We start from the raw sequence: 14,998 nt of genomic DNA on the forward strand, positions 1-14,998 counted from the left end.
ACTTACGCGGCAGGTTCGAGCATCCGGCCCAGCGGGCGGCCGCCGAGGATGTGGACGTGCAGGTGCGGCACCTCCTGCACGGCGTTGGCCCCGGCGTTGGAGATCAGCCGCCAGCCGTCGGCCTCGACCCCCTCCATCTTGCAGACCTTGCCGACGGTGCGCACGTAATCGGCGATCTCGGCGTCGGAGGCTTCCTGCGCGAAGTGGTCGAAGGTCACGTAGGCGCCCTTCGGAATGACCAGGATGTGCAGCGGCGCCTGCGGGCGGATGTCGCGGAAGGCGAGCGAATGCTCGGTCTCCAGCACCGTCTGGTTCGGGATCTCGCCGCGAAGGATCTTGGCGAAGATGTTCTGGTCGTCGTAGCTGTAGGCCATGTGCGTCATCCTGCGGTATTCGGTTTGCCGCCATGAAGGCGGAAAAAGCGGGCCGGTGCAAGGTGCGGACGGGCGCAGACGGGAACCCCCCACTGTGTCCGGGCGTTTTCCGGCACCAGCCAGAAAAGGGTGGCTCCATGGCATTCACTGAGAGCGACGGCAAGTCCGCATCCGGGCAGCCCGAGAACGGAGAGGCCGGATCGGACGGCAAGCTGAAGCGCGCCATCGGGCCGGGACTGCTGCTTCTGTTCATCGTGGGCGACGTGCTGGGCACGGGCATCTACGCGCTGACCGGCAAGGTCGCCGAGGAGGTCGGCGGCATCGTCTGGCTGCCCTTCCTCGTGGCCTTCGTCGTGGCGGGTCTGACCGCCTGCAGCTACCTCGAACTGGTGACGAAGTATCCCAAGGCCGCCGGTGCGGCGCTTTACACCGAAAAGGCCTTTGGCATCCATTTCGTCACCTTCCTCGTGGCCTTCGCGGTGATGTCGTCGGGACTGACGTCGTCCTCCACCGCCGCGCGCGCCTTTGCCGAGAACTTCTCGACCGGGTTCGGGCTGGAACTGGGCGGCTGGGCCGTCACGCTGGTGGGGCTGGTGTTCATCGCGGCGATTGCGCTGATCAACATGCGCGGTGTCGGGGAAAGCGTCCTGGTCAACGCGGTCTTCACCTGCATCGAACTGACCGGCCTTCTGATCATCGTGGGCATCGGCCTGTGGGTATTCGGCGCCGGAGAGGCGGACGTGTCGAAGGCCTTCGAGTTCGACAGCAGCGAAGGGGTGTTCTGGCCGGTGATCGCGGGCACGACGCTGGCGTTCTTCGCCATGGTCGGCTTCGAGGATTCGGTGAACATGGCCGAAGAGACGAAGGATCCCTCGCGCAGCTTCCCCAAGATGCTGTTCGCGGGACTGACCATTGCCGCGGTTCTGTACCTCGTGGTGTCCATCGTCGCGATTTCCATCGTGCCGGTGGAAGAGCTGGCAGAGGGCGACACGCCGCTTCTGAAAGTGGTGGAGGCGGGCGCGCCGGGCTTTCCGCCGTGGATCTTCGGGCTGATCACGATGATCGCGGTGGGCAACTCGGCCCTGATCAACCTGCTGATGGCCAGCCGCCTGATCTACGGCATGAGCGAGGAAGGGGTCCTGCCCTCCGTGCTGGGCAAGGTGAATGCGTCGCGGCAGACGCCGGTGACGGCGATCCTGTTCACCTCGGTCCTGGCCGCCGGGCTGGTGACGTTCGTGGGCGCCGTGCCGGAGCTGGGCGGCACCACCGCCTTCCTGCTGCTGGGCGTCTTCACCGTGGTCAACGTCGCGGTGCTGGTGCTGCGGCGCGACGGTGTCGACCACAAGCATTTCCGCACGCCGACCGCGCTGCCGGTGCTGGGCGCCCTGACCTGCGCCTTCCTTCTGGGGCCGTGGACCGGGCGCGACCCGGCGCAATACATGATCGCGGCGGTCCTGCTGGGGATCGGCGTGGTGCTGTGGGGTGTGACCCGGCTGTGGATGGCGCGGAAGGACCAGGGGGTTTCGTGAGACGCTAGCGGATTTTGCCGCCTGTCTGCTGCGCCCGATCAGTCGGCGAAGAGGTGGTCGTGGCGCACGATGTCCTGCGCGACGCTTTCGGGCACGGTCAGGAACTCTGCCACGGCGCGGGCGCTGACCTCCATCGGGTCAATCTCGCGCATGTGGTTGTGATGCTCGAACCCCGCGTCGCGGATGCGGTCGCTTTCGTGGATCATGTCGTTGCGCACGGTGGGCAGCAGCCGCTCGATCGTCTCGCGCGGGGTGCGGGCCCCGGCGAGGCCCACGCGCATGGCATGGCCGATCAGGTAGTCGTCGGAGAACTGGCACTCCACCTCGAGGAAGCGGGTGGTGGAGCGGTCACGGCCGAAGTCCTCGAGCAGGTCGAGGTTGGCGGGGTCCATGCAGACCACGAGGCGGTCGGTCTCGTAATAGTCGAACAGCATCCGCATCAGCGCGCGGCGGTGGCGGTGGCGCTTGCCCATGGTCGACTGGATGCCGCCGAGGTCCGGCAGCGGGCAGCTTTCCTCGTTGAACAGGTACTCGACGCAGGGCACGTTGGTCATCTTGCGGATGCGTTCGACCAGCCGCTTGGCAACGTGCCACTTCTTGCAGACGACGATGAGCAGTTCGCGGTCGCGCCCCAGCGAGCTTTCGGTTTCCCAGAAGCGCGGGGCGAAGCGGCGGCCGATGCGGCCCTTGGCGGAGAGGAACTTGAAGAGCGAGCGGCCCTCGTTCGAGATCTGGAACTTCACCCCCTCGGAGGAGAAGAGCACGCCGAGGCGGCGCTTCAGCTCGAGCGCCTCGGGGCTGATCTTGCGGGCGAAGAGGAAGTCCTGGCTGAGCAGCAGGTCGTAGTGGTCGTTGTAGAAGACCACGGGCATCCCGTACTCGGTGAACATGAGGAAGGTGAGCGTGCGGCTCTCGATCTCGGCCTCCGGGACGAGGTGGCGGACGAGGGTCTGGAAGAACGTCTCGTCCGGGATCCATGTGGTCGAGAAGAACCGCATGACGTCGCGCCGCTTCTTCGTGAAGTCTAGGATCCATTCGATGGTGCGCCGCCTGAGGCACCACCATTGCGAACCGATCATCACGTCGATGTCGGCGGGGATCGGGCGGGTCAGGCCAAGGCGCTGCTGAAGGTTGAACATCGCGTAGAAGCGTTTCTTCTGCGTGCGCTCGTTGAACCAGTGGCGATAGACCAGCCGCTCTTCCTTCCAGCCGGTCTTGATCCAGTCGGAGTTGAAGTAGTCGAAGCTCTCGATGAAGTCCTTGTCGTGCCGGTCGAGGAAGTCGTGGGTGTATTCCGCCGACTTGATCGCCATGCAGTCGCCCGAGAGCATGTAGAAATGCGTGGCGCGCGGGAAGGCATCGACAGCCGCCTCGACCGCGTTGAGGGTGGCGGCGACCAGCGACCATTCCCCCCAGCCGCACTTCAGCCGCTTGCGGGCGAAGGTGACGTTAGGATTTTCACGCAGCGCGGCGCGGATCTTGGCGTAGTCCTCGGGGCGGGCGCGGGCGTCGAAATGGATCGACATGTAATCGCCCGCCGCGGTCAGGCTTTGTGCCTGGCGGATGATCGCGTCCGGCTCCTTGTGGCACAGAAGGATGAAGGCAATTTTCGCCATTCAGTAAACGGTCTGCCCTAGTTTTGCCCGATTGTTTATGTTGATAGATGTGAACGGGCGTTGAATAAACCTGCTTTATTTGATTTTTTGAAGCGGGTTCGACCGCCCACAGAACAAAATAACTGACGAACCGAGGCAAGAGGCATGGGCTTTCCAGGCACCTGGATGACCGAGAGCGAGAGCGTGGTGTACCGCGTGGTGCCGAAGTGCGCCTGTTCGACCATCGGCCAGATCATGTATTATTCCGATCACGGCGAATTCTTCGACGGCGACATCCACGATGCCACATCGGGCATGCACAAATGGGCCATCGAAGAGAGCCAGCCGAAGATCAAGGCGAACGTGAAGACGCGCACGTCCTATGCCTTTACCTGCGTGCGCAACCCCTACACCCGCATCCTGTCGTCGTTCTTCGACAAGATCTGCGGCATCCAGCGCAATGGGAAACGCTACCGCGGCAACCTCGTGCCGCTGTTGATCCAGAAGTACGGGATCGAGGTCGGCGGCGAGGACGGCAAGGACGACTTCGACCAGATCCGCAGCTTTCGCCGGTTCCTGCTGTTCGCCCGCGACACCATCCGCTGGCGCCGCCCGATGGAGCCGGACATCCACTGGTCGGCGGTGTCGGGCCACGTCTCGACCTTCATCGTCAACGGCGGGCGCTACAACAAGATCTTCTGGACGGAGGCGTTCAACGACGGGATGCAGGAGGTGCTGAACCACATCGACACGCCGCATACCATCGACCTGAACAACATCCCCCGCTTCAACGAGAGCGAGGGACACGGGCCGAAGCGGGCGCATCCGGTCGAGGACTACTTCGACGACCTGTCGATGCATCTGGTCTACGAGATCTACAAGCGCGACTTCGACCTGTTCAAATACGATTTCGAGAACCCCGGCAACAAGATGCCGGTGGGCGAGATCGACCTCGACGAGGTGCACGCCAAGCTGGGCGACTGACGCACCCGCGTTCAGCGCCGGGTGTTGCGGTCCACGAAGCGGCGCACGCGCGGCGCGATCAGAAGGACCGCGGGAAAGGCGATCATCCAGGACGAGGCCCAGGCGCTCATCCACAGGAAGAAGAAGTCGGCGGGCAGGCCCACGGCCCGCAGCGTCGCCACGCCGGACACGATCAGCGACATCAGGCCGGAAAGCATGAACCCGAAGATCACGGGCGCCAGTCTGGGGTGGATCATCTGCAGTGTCAGCCTTCGGGGAGTTCGTCCGAGGGGATGATCCGGAAGAATTCGCCGGAAGACCAGAGGCCGAACCACTCGTCGTGATGCGCGCCGATCTCGACAAGGCGGTAGAAACTTTTTCGGTCGATCAGAGCTTCGAGATTCGCACGCACGAGGACATACGGCGAAGGTTCGCCGGTTTCCGGGTCGCGGGTCACGCGGATCGGGTGGTCCGGCCCGGCCACGGCGGTGTCACCGACATGTGTATGGAACGTGAGGACCTGCGTCTCGCCGCTGCCCTCGGCGGTGAAGTCCACCGCCACGAAGGGCGCGTCGTCCACCGTGATGCCGACCTTTTCGACAGGCGTGACAAGGAAGTAGTCGTCGCCGTCCTTGCGCAGGATCGACGAGAAAAGCCTTACAAGTTCGAAGCGGCCGATGGGCGTGCCCAGGTAGAACCACGTCCCGTCCCGCGCGATGCGCATGTCGAGATCGCCGCAGAACGGCGGATTCCACTTGTGGACCGGCGGCAGACCCTTGCCCTTTTTTGCGGCACGGGCGGAGGCGGCGATGCCATCGGCGGAGGGAGTCACGAGATTTTGTGTGCTCATTGCTTTTGCCATTAAGCTGCCAGAGGATACATTCTGACCAAGAGTATAGTCCCTGAACGGAGAGACGCCATGGCAGAGGCCGAAGATCTGGTTGCCGACATCGAGGCGCTGGAAGAGAAACTGGCCGAGGCCAAGAGATCCATCACCGCACGGTTCATCGGGCAGGAGCGGGTCGTCGACCTCACCCTGTCGGCGATGCTTTGCGGCGGACACGCGCTGCTGATCGGCCTCCCCGGCCTCGGCAAGACGCGTCTGGTGGAGACGCTGTCGACCGTCATGGGCCTGAAGGGCAACCGCGTGCAGTTCACGCCGGACCTGATGCCCGCCGACATTCTGGGTTCGGAGGTGCTGGAGACAGGCGCCGACGGCACCCGCACCTTCAAGTTCATCGAAGGCCCGATCTTCTGCCAGCTTCTGATGGCGGACGAGATCAACCGCGCTTCTCCCCGTACCCAGTCGGCCCTGCTGCAGGCGATGCAGGAAAAGCAGGTGACCGTTGCGGGGGAAACGCGCGGGCTGGAGGCTCCGTTCCACGTGCTCGCCACGCAGAACCCGATCGAACAGGAAGGGACCTATCCGCTGCCCGAGGCGCAGCTTGACCGTTTCCTCGTGCAGATCGACGTGGCCTATCCCGACCGCAAGACGGAGAAGGACATCCTGCTGGCGACCACCGGCACCGAGGAGGCGCAGTCGCACCAGGTGTTCAGCGCCGAGGAGCTGATCACGGCGCAGCACCTCCTGCGCCGGATGCCTGTGGGCGACGCGGTGGTCGAGATGATCCTCGACCTCGTCCGCGCCTTCCGCCCCGACGACGAGTCCGCCCCTGAGCGGGTGAAGGAGATCGTGGCATGGGGGCCCGGCCCGCGGGCCGCGCAGGCGCTGATGCTGACGGTGCGCGCCCGCGCGCTGTTGCAGGGCCGTCTGGCGCCCTCGCCGGAGGACGTGCTGGACATGGCGAAACCCGTGCTGGTGCACCGCATGGCGCTGACCTTCTCGGCCCGGGCGCGCGGCGAGGATCTTGGCAGGCTGATCGACGAGGTGGCCGGGGCGATGACCCCGCGTGAGGCCGCCGCGTGAGTTCGGTCGCCCACCTTCGCACCCGCGCACAGATCGAGGCGAGCCGGTTCCCGGCCCTTCTTGCCCGCGCGGAGCATCTGGCCGGGACCGTCCTTCTGGGCGATCACGGCCGGCGGCGTGCGGGGCTGGGCGACGACTTCTGGCAGTACCGCCCGCTGCGCGCGGGGGATTCGTTCCGGCAGATCGACTGGCGGCGCTCCGCCCGCGGCGACGAGCAGTTCGTGCGGGAGCGCGAGTGGCAGATCGCCCAGTCGGTGCAGATGTGGGTCGATCCCGGCGCATCGCTGCGGTTTTCCTCGCACAAGGACCTGCCGACCAAGGCGGATCGCGCGCGGCTGGTGGCGCTGGCTGCAGCCGTGCTGCTGATCCGGGGCGGCGAGCGTGTCGGCCTGACCGGCTGGGACCTGCCGCCGCGCCGGGGCGACGCGCAGACGCTGCGGCTGGCGGAATATTTCAGCGACGAGGGGGAGGACGACTATGCCGAACCCGAATCGCGCGGGATGCTGCCCAACGCCAAGGCGCTGTTCGTGTCGGATTTCCTCGGCGACGTGGCGCCGGTGGAGGCCGCGCTGACCAAGGCGGCGGACCGCGGTGTGCGCGGCGTGCTTCTGCAGGTGCTCGACCCGTCGGAAGAGGCGTTCCCGTTCAACGGCCGGACGATCTTCGAATCGGTGAACCGGACGCTGCGCTACGAGACGCTGAAGGCCGGTGAGCTGAAGGAGCGTTACCTCGAACGGCTGGCCGAGCGTAAGGCGCGGCTGGATCATCTGTGCCGCCTGACCGGCTGGCAGCATTTCACCCATCACACCAACAACACGGCGCAATCGGCCCTCCTGTGGGTCTATCGTGCGCTGGACGGGAGCCAGGGATGACATTGTTCGGACTGGGCTTTACCGCGCCCTGGCTGCTGCTCGGGCTGCTCGCGCTGCCGATCCTCTGGGTCATCCTGCGCGCCGTCCCGCCCGCGCCGATCCGGCGGATGTTTCCCGCCGTGGTCCTGCTCTTGGGCCTGAAGGACGAGGAGCAGGTCACCGACCGGACGCCGTGGTGGCTGCTGCTGCTCAGGATGCTCGCGGTTGCCGCGGTGATCGTGGGCCTGGCCGGGCCGGTGCTGAACCCGCGGGACGAGACAGAGGCGGCGGGCAACGGGCCGCTTCTGGTGGTGATGGACGCAAGCTGGGCCTCGGCCTCCGACTGGCGGTCGCGGACGATCGCGCTGGAGGGCCTGCTGGCCGAGGCGGGGCGCGACGGGCGCACCGTCGCCGTGATGCGCCTGACCGCGCCCGAAGCGCCGCAGTTCCTGTCGGCGGACGTGCTGCGCAGCCGCCTGTCGGGCATCCTGCCGGAACCGTGGGAACCCGACGCCGCGCGCATGGCCGAGGCGGCAGAGATGCTGCCGGACGGCGCCTTCGACACCTACTGGATGTCCGACGGGCTGGAGCGGGAGGGCCGCGAGGCGCTGGCCGACGCGCTGGAAACCCACGGCGCGCTGACCGTCTTCGAGGCGCCGCGCAACCTGCTGGCTCTGGAACCGGCGACGCTGGAAGACGGCAACCTCGCCTTCACCCTCCGCCGCCTGCGCGAGGGACCGGAGGTGGAGGTCGTGCTGGAAGGCCACGGCAAGGACCCGGCGGGCAACCCCGCGGTGCTGATGCGCCAGCCCGTCACCTTCGAAAGCGGCGCGCTCGCGGCAGAGACGGAGCTGTCCCTGCCCTCCGAACTGCGCGCCCGGATCGAACGGTTCGAGGTGGCGGGTGCCGACAGCGCCGGGGCCGTCACGCTGCCCGACGACAGCCTGCGGCGGCGCGAGGTGGCGCTGATTTCCGCCCGCGAGGACCGCGAGGGGCTGCAACTGCTCGACCCGCTGCACTACCTGCGCAAGGCGCTGGAACCGACGGCGGACCTGCTCGAGACCGACCTCGGCACCGTGCTGCCCGCGAACCCGGACGTGATCGTCCTGGCCGATATTGCCCGGCTGACGGGCAAGGAGGCGGCGGACGTGCTGGACTGGGTCGACAGCGGCGGCACGCTGTTGCGCTTTGCCGGGCCGCGCATGGCGGCGTCGGACGTGTCGCGCGACACCGAGGACCCGCTGATGCCGGTGCGCCTGCGCGCCGGGGGCCGGAGCGTCGGCGGCGCCATGAGCTGGGGGGAGCCCAAGACGCTCGCCCCCTTCACCGAGGACAGCCCGTTCTTCGGGCTCGAGATCCCCGACGACGTGACCATCGAGAGCCAGGTGATGGCGCAGCCGGACCCGACGCTGGCCGACCGCGTGATCGCCCAGCTTGCCGACGGCACGCCGCTGGTGACGCGGCAGTCCATCGGCCAGGGGCAGGTGATCCTGTTCCACGTCACGGCCAACGCCGAGTGGTCGACGCTGCCGCTGTCGGGCCTCTTCGTGCAGATGCTGGAACGGCTGGCGGTCTCCTCCGCCATGGTTCAACCAGATGTTAACGATCTGGAAGGCACGATCTGGCAACCTGCGCTTGTGCTTGACGCGTTCGGCGTCCCGCAGGAGGCAGGCACCCTGCCCGGCGTGGACGGACCGGCGCTGCTGACCGCGGCCCTCGGGCCGGACCTGCGCCCGGGCCTGTACGAAGGGGAGGACCGCGCCCTGGCCCGGAACGTCGTCACCGCCGAGACGGAGCTGCTGCCGGTCGCATGGCCGGACGGCGTCACCGTCGAGGGGCTGAACCGCCCGCAGGAAACGCCGCTGGCGGGCTGGCTGCTGGCCGCCTCGATCCTGATGCTGCTGGTGGACGTGGTCGCCTCGCTCGCGCTGTCAGGACGGCTGCGCGGTGCCGTGGCGGCGGGCCTCGTTCTGGCGATGATGGGTGGAATGCCCCTGCCCGGCCACGCGCAGGAGGTGGTGGAACAGGCCCAGTCGGAGGACGACGCGCAAGCCATCGCCGCCACGTCCGAAGTGGTGCTGGCCCATGTCCTGACCGGAGACGACCGGCTGGACGAGGTGGCCCATGCGGGGCTGCGCGGGCTGTCGGACACCCTGTATTTCCGCACGTCGGTGGAACCGGCGGAGCCCATCGGCGTGAACCTCGAAACCGACGAGCTGGCGTTTTACCCGCTGCTCTACTGGCCGATCACCCCCGGTCAGCCGACCCCCTCGGCCGAGGCCTATGCCAAGCTCAACACCTACCTGCGGTCCGGCGGGATGATCCTGTTCGACACGCGCGACGCCGATGTGGCGGGCTTCGGCGCAGGCACGCCGGAGGGGCGCAAGCTGCAGGAACTGGCGGCGCCGCTCGATGTGCCGCCGCTTGAGCCGATCCCGCAGGACCACGTGCTGACCCGCACCTTCTACCTGCTGAACGACTTTCCCGGCCGATACCAGGGCCGCGGCATCTGGGTCGAGGCGGCCCCGCCCGACGCGGCGCTGATCGAGGGGATGCCGTTCCGCGACCTCAACGACAACGTGACCCCGGTGGTGATCGGCGGCAACGACTGGGCGTCGGCCTGGGCGATGGATGAGACCGGCATGCCGCTGGTGCCCATCGGCCGCGGCTTTACCGGCGAACGCCAGCGCGAGATCGCCTACCGGTTCGGAGTGAACCTCGTGATGCATGTGCTGACAGGCAATTACAAAAGCGACCAGGTCCATGTGCCTGCGTTGCTGGACAGGCTGGGCCAATGAACGCAGGACAAATCGTCTTCGACCCGCTGCTGCCGTGGGTGGTGATCTACGCGCTGGCGGCGCTGGCCTTCGCGGGCGTGGTGCTGGCGCTCTGGCGCGGGCTGAAGGGCTGGCCGCTGCGCTTCCTTGCCGGTCTGGTGCTGGTGGCCGCGCTGGCGCAGCCCTCGTGGCAGATGGAGGACCGCGCGCCGCTGTCGGACATCGTGCTGATGCTGGTGGACGAAACCGCCTCGCAACGGCTGGCGGAGCGTGCCGGCGTGACCTCCGATGCCGCCGACACGATGGAGGCGCAGCTTCTCGCCCGCCCCAACACCGAGGTCCGGCGCATCCCCGTCCCCGACGGAGAGGGCGACGCAGGCAGCCAGCTGATGACCGCGCTGTCGCAGGCCCTGGCAGAAGAGCCACGCGGCCGCGTCGCCGGTGTGGTCCTGCTGTCCGACGGGCGCCTGCACGACCTCGAACGCCTGCCCGACCTGCCCGCGCCGATGCACCTGCTGCTCACCGGGCAGGAGGACGACTGGGACCGCCGCCTGATCGTGAAAAACGCCCCGGCCTTCGCCATCCTCGGCGAGGAGGTCGAGCTGACGCTCCGGATCGAGGACGAGGGCGCGGCCCCTGACGAGGCCATGACCGACCTGCAGATCTCCATCGACGGGTCGGAACCGCAGACCTTCCGCGTCGCCATCGGCGAGGACCATGCGCTTCCGATCACCCTTCCCCACGGCGGCCTGAACGTGATCGAGTTCATCGTGCCCGAGGCAGAGGGCGAGCTGACCGACCGCAACAACCGCGCGCTGGTGCAGATCAACGGCGTCCGCGACCGGCTGCGCGTGCTGCTGGTGTCGGGCGAACCCCACGCCGGGGGCCGGACCTGGCGCAACCTGCTGAAATCCGACAGCTCCGTCGACCTGGTGCACTTCACCATCCTGCGGCCGCCGGAAAAACAGGACGGCGTGCCGGTGTCGGAGCTTTCGCTGATCGCCTTCCCCACGCGCGAGCTGTTCCTCGAGAAGATCGACGACTTCGACCTCATCATCTTCGACCGCTACAAGCGGCGCGGCATCCTGCCCGCCATCTACCTCGACAACGTGCGCAACTACGTCGAGAAGGGCGGCGCGGTGCTGATCGCCGCCGGGCCGGACTTTGCCTCGGCGGATTCGATCTACCGCTCGCCCCTGGCCGACATCCTGCCCGCCGAACCCACGGCGCGGGTCATCGAACAGGGCTACCGCCCGGCAGTGACCGAACTGGGCCAGCGCCACCCCGTCACGGCGGGCCTGACCGGGGCGGACACCTGGGGCCGCTGGCTGCGGCAGGTGGAGGTCGAACCCGTCTCCGGCGAGGTGGTGATGCAGGGCGTCGACGACCGCCCGCTCCTCGTGCTCGATCGCGTCGGCGAAGGCCGGGTGGCGCTGCTTGCCTCCGATCACGCCTGGCTCTGGAACCGCGGCTACGAGGGCGGCGGCCCGCAGCTCGAACTGCTGCGCAGGCTGGCCCACTGGATGATGAAGGAACCGGAACTGGAGGAAGAGGCGCTCTGGGCCGAACCCACAGGCCAGACCATGCGCATCATCCGCCGCTCGCTGACCGACGACGTGGGCGACGTGGAAGTCACCGGTCCGGACGGCGAAACCGTGACCGTCCCGCTCGAAGAGGTCAGCCCCGGCCGCTTCGAAGGCATCTACGACGGCCCGGAAATAGGCCTCTACCGCCTCAAGGAGGACGATCTGGAAGCGGTCGTGGGCCTCGGCCCCGCCGCCCCGCGCGAATTCATCCAGACCATCGCCAGCGGCGCCGCGCTGGAACCGGCCATCGACTCGCTGCGCGGCGGTATCCTCCGGCTCGAGGAGGGCGTGCCCTCCGTGCGCAACGTGCGGCAGGGCCGCCCCGCCGCCGGGCGCGGCTGGATCGGCCTGACCCCGCGCGACGCGTTCGAGACGCTGGACATCCGCCAGACACCGCTGATGCCGCCCTGGCTGGTGCTGATCCTCGCCGCCGCGATGATCGTCGGCGCCTGGCTGCGCGAAGGCCGCAGCTGACACCACTGCCCTCAACGCTTCAGCCGGCCCCCCTTCATCTTGGCCACAAATACCTCGGGGGGCCCCGCAGGGGCGGGGGCAGCGCCCCCTCCGCCGCCGGGACGACGCGGATCACCGGCCAGAAGCGCAACAGGACGCAGGGCGGAGGTCTCCTCCGCCCCCCGCGGCCTGAACCCGCGCCTCAGCCCCCGGTGATGTCCGACGGGTCCAGAAGCACCGCACGGGAATGCGACCAGAACTCCCGCCGCAGGATCACGGCAGAGGTCACGAGGGTCGCCGCGATCAGCGCCCATGCCCCGATCAGCCAGGCCGAGGCGCCGATCCCGAAATAGACGGAGCGCAGGCCGCGGTTGTAGCTGCGGGCGCCCGCGATGTTGATCTCCGCCGCCTTGCGGGCGCGGGGCAGCGTCGCCGGGTCCTCGGGATCGTTCGGCACCGCCGCCATCAGGACAGAGGTGTAGCCGAACAGACGGTGCGACCAGACGAACTTCAGGAAGGCGTTGGAGGCGAAGAGGAGCATCAGGATCAGCTTGATCTCCAGCACCACCACCGGGTCGGTGGAGGGGGTCAGATCCTGCGCCACGCCCTGCAGCCGCTCGGCATTGCCCAGCAGGGCAAAGCCGCCGCCGATGGCGATCATCGAGGCGGAGGCGAAGAACGAGGTGCCCTGCCTCAGGCTCGCGACGATCTGGCTGTCGAAGATGCGCGGGTTGCGGGTGACGAAGGCCTCCATCCATTCCCGCCGGTAACGCGCCATCAGGGCCGAGACGGAGGGGCGCCACGCCGGCGGATGCTCGATCACCAGCGTCGCCGCGACCCATGCCGCCAGCAGGAAGCCGACCGCCACCACGTCGATCATGGCAAAGCCGGCGATGACCGCCTGCCAGTCCATCTCAGAACGGCTGCACGACCACGACCCAGAGGATCGCGATGGTGCCGATGACGGAGACCTCGTTGAAGATGCGCAGGAACATGTCGCTTTCGCGGAACTCGCCCTTCTGCGCGCGGCGCACCAGCCTGCCGGTCCACAGGTAATGCACCGCCAGCAGCGCCACCAGCGTGGCCTTCAGGTGCAGCCATGCGGGCCAGCCGAGCCAGGTGCCGTACCAGACGCCGGTGACGATGGCGATCACCCCCAGCCCGAAGGAAAAGCGGTAGAGCCGGAAGGTCAGGTCGCCCAGCGGGCCGTTCTCTCCCAGCCGGGCGTGTTCGCGCTTCCAGTAGATCAGCGCGCGCGGCACCGCGAAGATGGACGTCATCCAGCCCATGACGCACAGGATGTGTATGATCTTGACCCAGGCCATCGGCATGCTCCGTTTTCGGCACCTGACTCCGATGGCCCGGAAAGTGCAAGCCGGGCGCGCGAATTTGACTCGCCTGCAGGGGTTTTTGGTTATATGACTTGACCAATTGCCGCGTTCTTGGTCGCCACCTGCGCGCCGGGACAGGCTGCAGACCCGAGGGAGGTGCCACCCATGCAGATGCCGGAACCGGACGGTGCGATCCTTGCCCGCAAGTCGCGCATCGTGGAGCGGCTTGCCGCGGTGTCGCCGCGCGGCGTGATCTCCGAACCTTCCGAGGTGCGCGCCTACGAGTGCGACGCGCTGACCGCGTACCGCTGCCCGCCGCTGGCGGTGGTGCTGCCGTCCTCGACCGAGGAGGTCGCGGCCGTGCTCAAGGTCTGCCACGAGGAGGGCGTGCCGGTGGTGCCGCGCGGCTCCGGCACCTCGCTGGCGGGCGGGGCGCTGCCAACGGCGGATTCGGTGATCCTCGGGGTGTCGCGGATGAACGCGGTGCTTGAGACGGATTACGAGAACCGCTTCATCCGGGTGCAGACCGGCCGCACCAACCTGAGCGTCACCGGCGCGGTGGAGGAGGAGGATTTCTTCTACGCGCCCGACCCGTCCTCGCAGCTGGCCTGCGCCATCGCCGGGAACATCGCGATGAACTCCGGCGGGGCGCATTGCCTGAAGTACGGCGTGACGACCAACAACCTGATGGGCGTGACCATGGTGCTGATGGACGGCACGGTGGTGGAGCTGGGGGGCGCGTACCTGGATGCCGGCGGACTGGACCTGCTGGGCGTGGTCTGCGGGTCCGAAGGGCAGCTTGGCGTGGTGACGGAAGCCACACTGCGCATCCTGCGCAAGCCGGAGGGCGCGCGCCCGGTGCTGATCGGCTATGCCTCGAACGAGGTGGCGGGCGCCTGCGTCAGCGACATCATCAAGGCAGGCGTGCTGCCGGTGGCGATCGAGTTCATGGACGCGCCCTGCATCCGCGCGACGGAGGATTTCGCCAAGGCGGGCTACCCCGACTGCGAGGCGCTGCTGATCGTGGAGGTCGAAGGCTCGGAGACGGAGATCGCCGAGCAGCTTGCCAAGATCAAGGAGATCGCACAGCGCCACGACCCGGTGGAGCTGCGCGAGGCGAAGTCCGCCGACGAGGCCGCCCGCATCTGGCTGGGCCGCAAGTCGGCCTTCGGCGCCATGGGCAACATCAACGACTACATGTGCCTCGACGGGACGATCCCGGTGACGGAGCTGCCCTTCGTGCTGAAGCGCATCGGCGAGATGTCGGCGGAGTTCGGGCTGGAGGTCGCCAACGTCTTTCACGCGGGCGACGGAAACATGCACCCGCTGATCCTGTTCAACGCGAACGAGCCCGGGCAACTGGAGCTCTGCGAGCGGTTCGGGGCGGAGATCCTGAAGCTCTGCGTCGAGGTCGGCGGCTGCCTGACCGGAGAGCACGGCGTGGGCATCGAGAAGCGCGACCTGATGACCCACCAGTACGCGCCCGAAGACCTCGAGGCGCAGATGGCGGTGAAGGACGTCTTCGACCCGAAGTGGCTGCTGAACCCGGCGAAGGTGTTCCCGCTGGCGTCCTCCGAGGGGCGGCGCGTGGTGGCCCTGGCGGCGGAGTAGC

General features: G+C 67.7%; 13 protein-coding genes. 7 read left to right on the forward strand and 6 right to left on the reverse strand.

The annotated features are described in order from the left end of the window. Positions 1 to 2 precede the first annotated feature (2 nt). Positions 3 to 374 (reverse strand): histidine triad nucleotide-binding protein, encoded by a 372-nt coding sequence (locus ACU0DV_RS03060; RefSeq protein ID WP_446240776.1) that lies wholly within the window; start codon positions 372 to 374, stop codon positions 3 to 5. 137 nt (positions 375 to 511) lie between these two features. On the opposite strand from ACU0DV_RS03060, the gene ACU0DV_RS03065 reads away from it, so the two are divergent. After that, positions 512 to 1,903 (forward strand): APC family permease, encoded by a 1,392-nt coding sequence (locus ACU0DV_RS03065; protein ID WP_446240775.1) that lies wholly within the window; start codon positions 512 to 514, stop codon positions 1,901 to 1,903. A 38-nt stretch (positions 1,904 to 1,941) separates the two neighbouring features. Here the strand turns inward: ACU0DV_RS03065 and ACU0DV_RS03070 are convergent, their stop codons facing one another. Next, a complete protein-coding gene (locus ACU0DV_RS03070) occupies positions 1,942 to 3,519 on the reverse strand; it encodes a DUF5928 domain-containing protein (RefSeq protein ID WP_283981829.1) in 1,578 nt (525 codons plus the stop codon). A 144-nt stretch (positions 3,520 to 3,663) separates the two neighbouring features. Between ACU0DV_RS03070 and ACU0DV_RS03075 the strand changes: the two genes are divergently transcribed. Beyond that, a complete protein-coding gene (locus tag ACU0DV_RS03075; protein ID WP_370312818.1) occupies positions 3,664 to 4,482 on the forward strand; it encodes a sulfotransferase family protein in 819 nt (272 codons plus the stop codon). Positions 4,483 to 4,493: 11 nt separating this feature from the next. Here ACU0DV_RS03075 and ACU0DV_RS03080 read toward each other — a convergent pair whose 3' ends face one another. Further along, positions 4,494 to 4,718, reverse strand: a complete 225-nt coding sequence (locus ACU0DV_RS03080; protein ID WP_100928843.1) for a DUF2798 domain-containing protein — start codon at positions 4,716 to 4,718, stop codon at positions 4,494 to 4,496. Between the two features lie 8 nt (positions 4,719 to 4,726). Then, positions 4,727 to 5,311: a DUF1285 domain-containing protein gene (locus tag ACU0DV_RS03085; protein WP_446240774.1), complete on the reverse strand. Its 585-nt coding sequence runs from the start codon at positions 5,309 to 5,311 to the stop codon at positions 4,727 to 4,729. Positions 5,312 to 5,380: 69 nt separating this feature from the next. Here ACU0DV_RS03085 and ACU0DV_RS03090 point away from each other — a divergent pair, with 69 nt between their 5' ends. The 4 genes from ACU0DV_RS03090 to ACU0DV_RS03105 are packed head-to-tail and all read left to right on the forward strand — an operon-like array spanning position 5,381 to position 12,076. Continuing rightward, positions 5,381 to 6,388, forward strand: coding sequence for an AAA family ATPase (locus ACU0DV_RS03090; protein WP_100928841.1), 1,008 nt, complete (start codon positions 5,381 to 5,383; stop codon positions 6,386 to 6,388). Continuing rightward, the gene (locus ACU0DV_RS03095) at positions 6,385 to 7,260 is read left to right on the forward strand and encodes a DUF58 domain-containing protein (RefSeq protein WP_100928840.1); all 876 of its coding nucleotides are present in this window, start codon (positions 6,385 to 6,387) and stop codon (positions 7,258 to 7,260) included. Before ACU0DV_RS03090 ends, ACU0DV_RS03095 begins: the two co-directional genes overlap by 4 nt. Continuing rightward, positions 7,257 to 10,037, forward strand: a complete 2,781-nt coding sequence (locus ACU0DV_RS03100) for a DUF4159 domain-containing protein (protein ID WP_446240773.1) — start codon at positions 7,257 to 7,259, stop codon at positions 10,035 to 10,037. The genes ACU0DV_RS03095 and ACU0DV_RS03100 overlap by 4 nt, the downstream gene beginning before the upstream one ends. Continuing rightward, complete coding sequence (locus ACU0DV_RS03105; protein ID WP_100928838.1) at positions 10,034 to 12,076, forward strand: glutamine amidotransferase; 2,043 nt, start codon at positions 10,034 to 10,036, stop codon at positions 12,074 to 12,076. Before ACU0DV_RS03100 ends, ACU0DV_RS03105 begins: the two co-directional genes overlap by 4 nt. A gap of 181 nt (positions 12,077 to 12,257) precedes the next feature. On the opposite strand, the gene ACU0DV_RS03110 is transcribed toward ACU0DV_RS03105, so the two are convergent. Both ACU0DV_RS03110 and ACU0DV_RS03115 read right to left on the reverse strand, forming a co-directional pair. After that, positions 12,258 to 12,968: a DUF599 domain-containing protein gene (locus ACU0DV_RS03110; protein WP_283981822.1), complete on the reverse strand. Its 711-nt coding sequence runs from the start codon at positions 12,966 to 12,968 to the stop codon at positions 12,258 to 12,260. A 1-nt stretch (position 12,969) separates the two neighbouring features. Continuing rightward, positions 12,970 to 13,380 carry a CopD family protein gene (locus tag ACU0DV_RS03115; protein ID WP_370312824.1) on the reverse strand — a complete coding sequence of 137 codons (411 nt, stop codon included), beginning with the start codon at positions 13,378 to 13,380 and terminating at the stop codon, positions 12,970 to 12,972. Positions 13,381 to 13,551: 171 nt separating this feature from the next. Between ACU0DV_RS03115 and ACU0DV_RS03120 the strand changes: the two genes are divergently transcribed. After that, positions 13,552 to 14,997 carry an FAD-linked oxidase C-terminal domain-containing protein gene (locus tag ACU0DV_RS03120; protein ID WP_100928835.1) on the forward strand — a complete coding sequence of 482 codons (1,446 nt, stop codon included), beginning with the start codon at positions 13,552 to 13,554 and terminating at the stop codon, positions 14,995 to 14,997. Position 14,998 lies beyond the last annotated feature (1 nt).

The organism is Sagittula sp. (assembly GCF_052825245.1).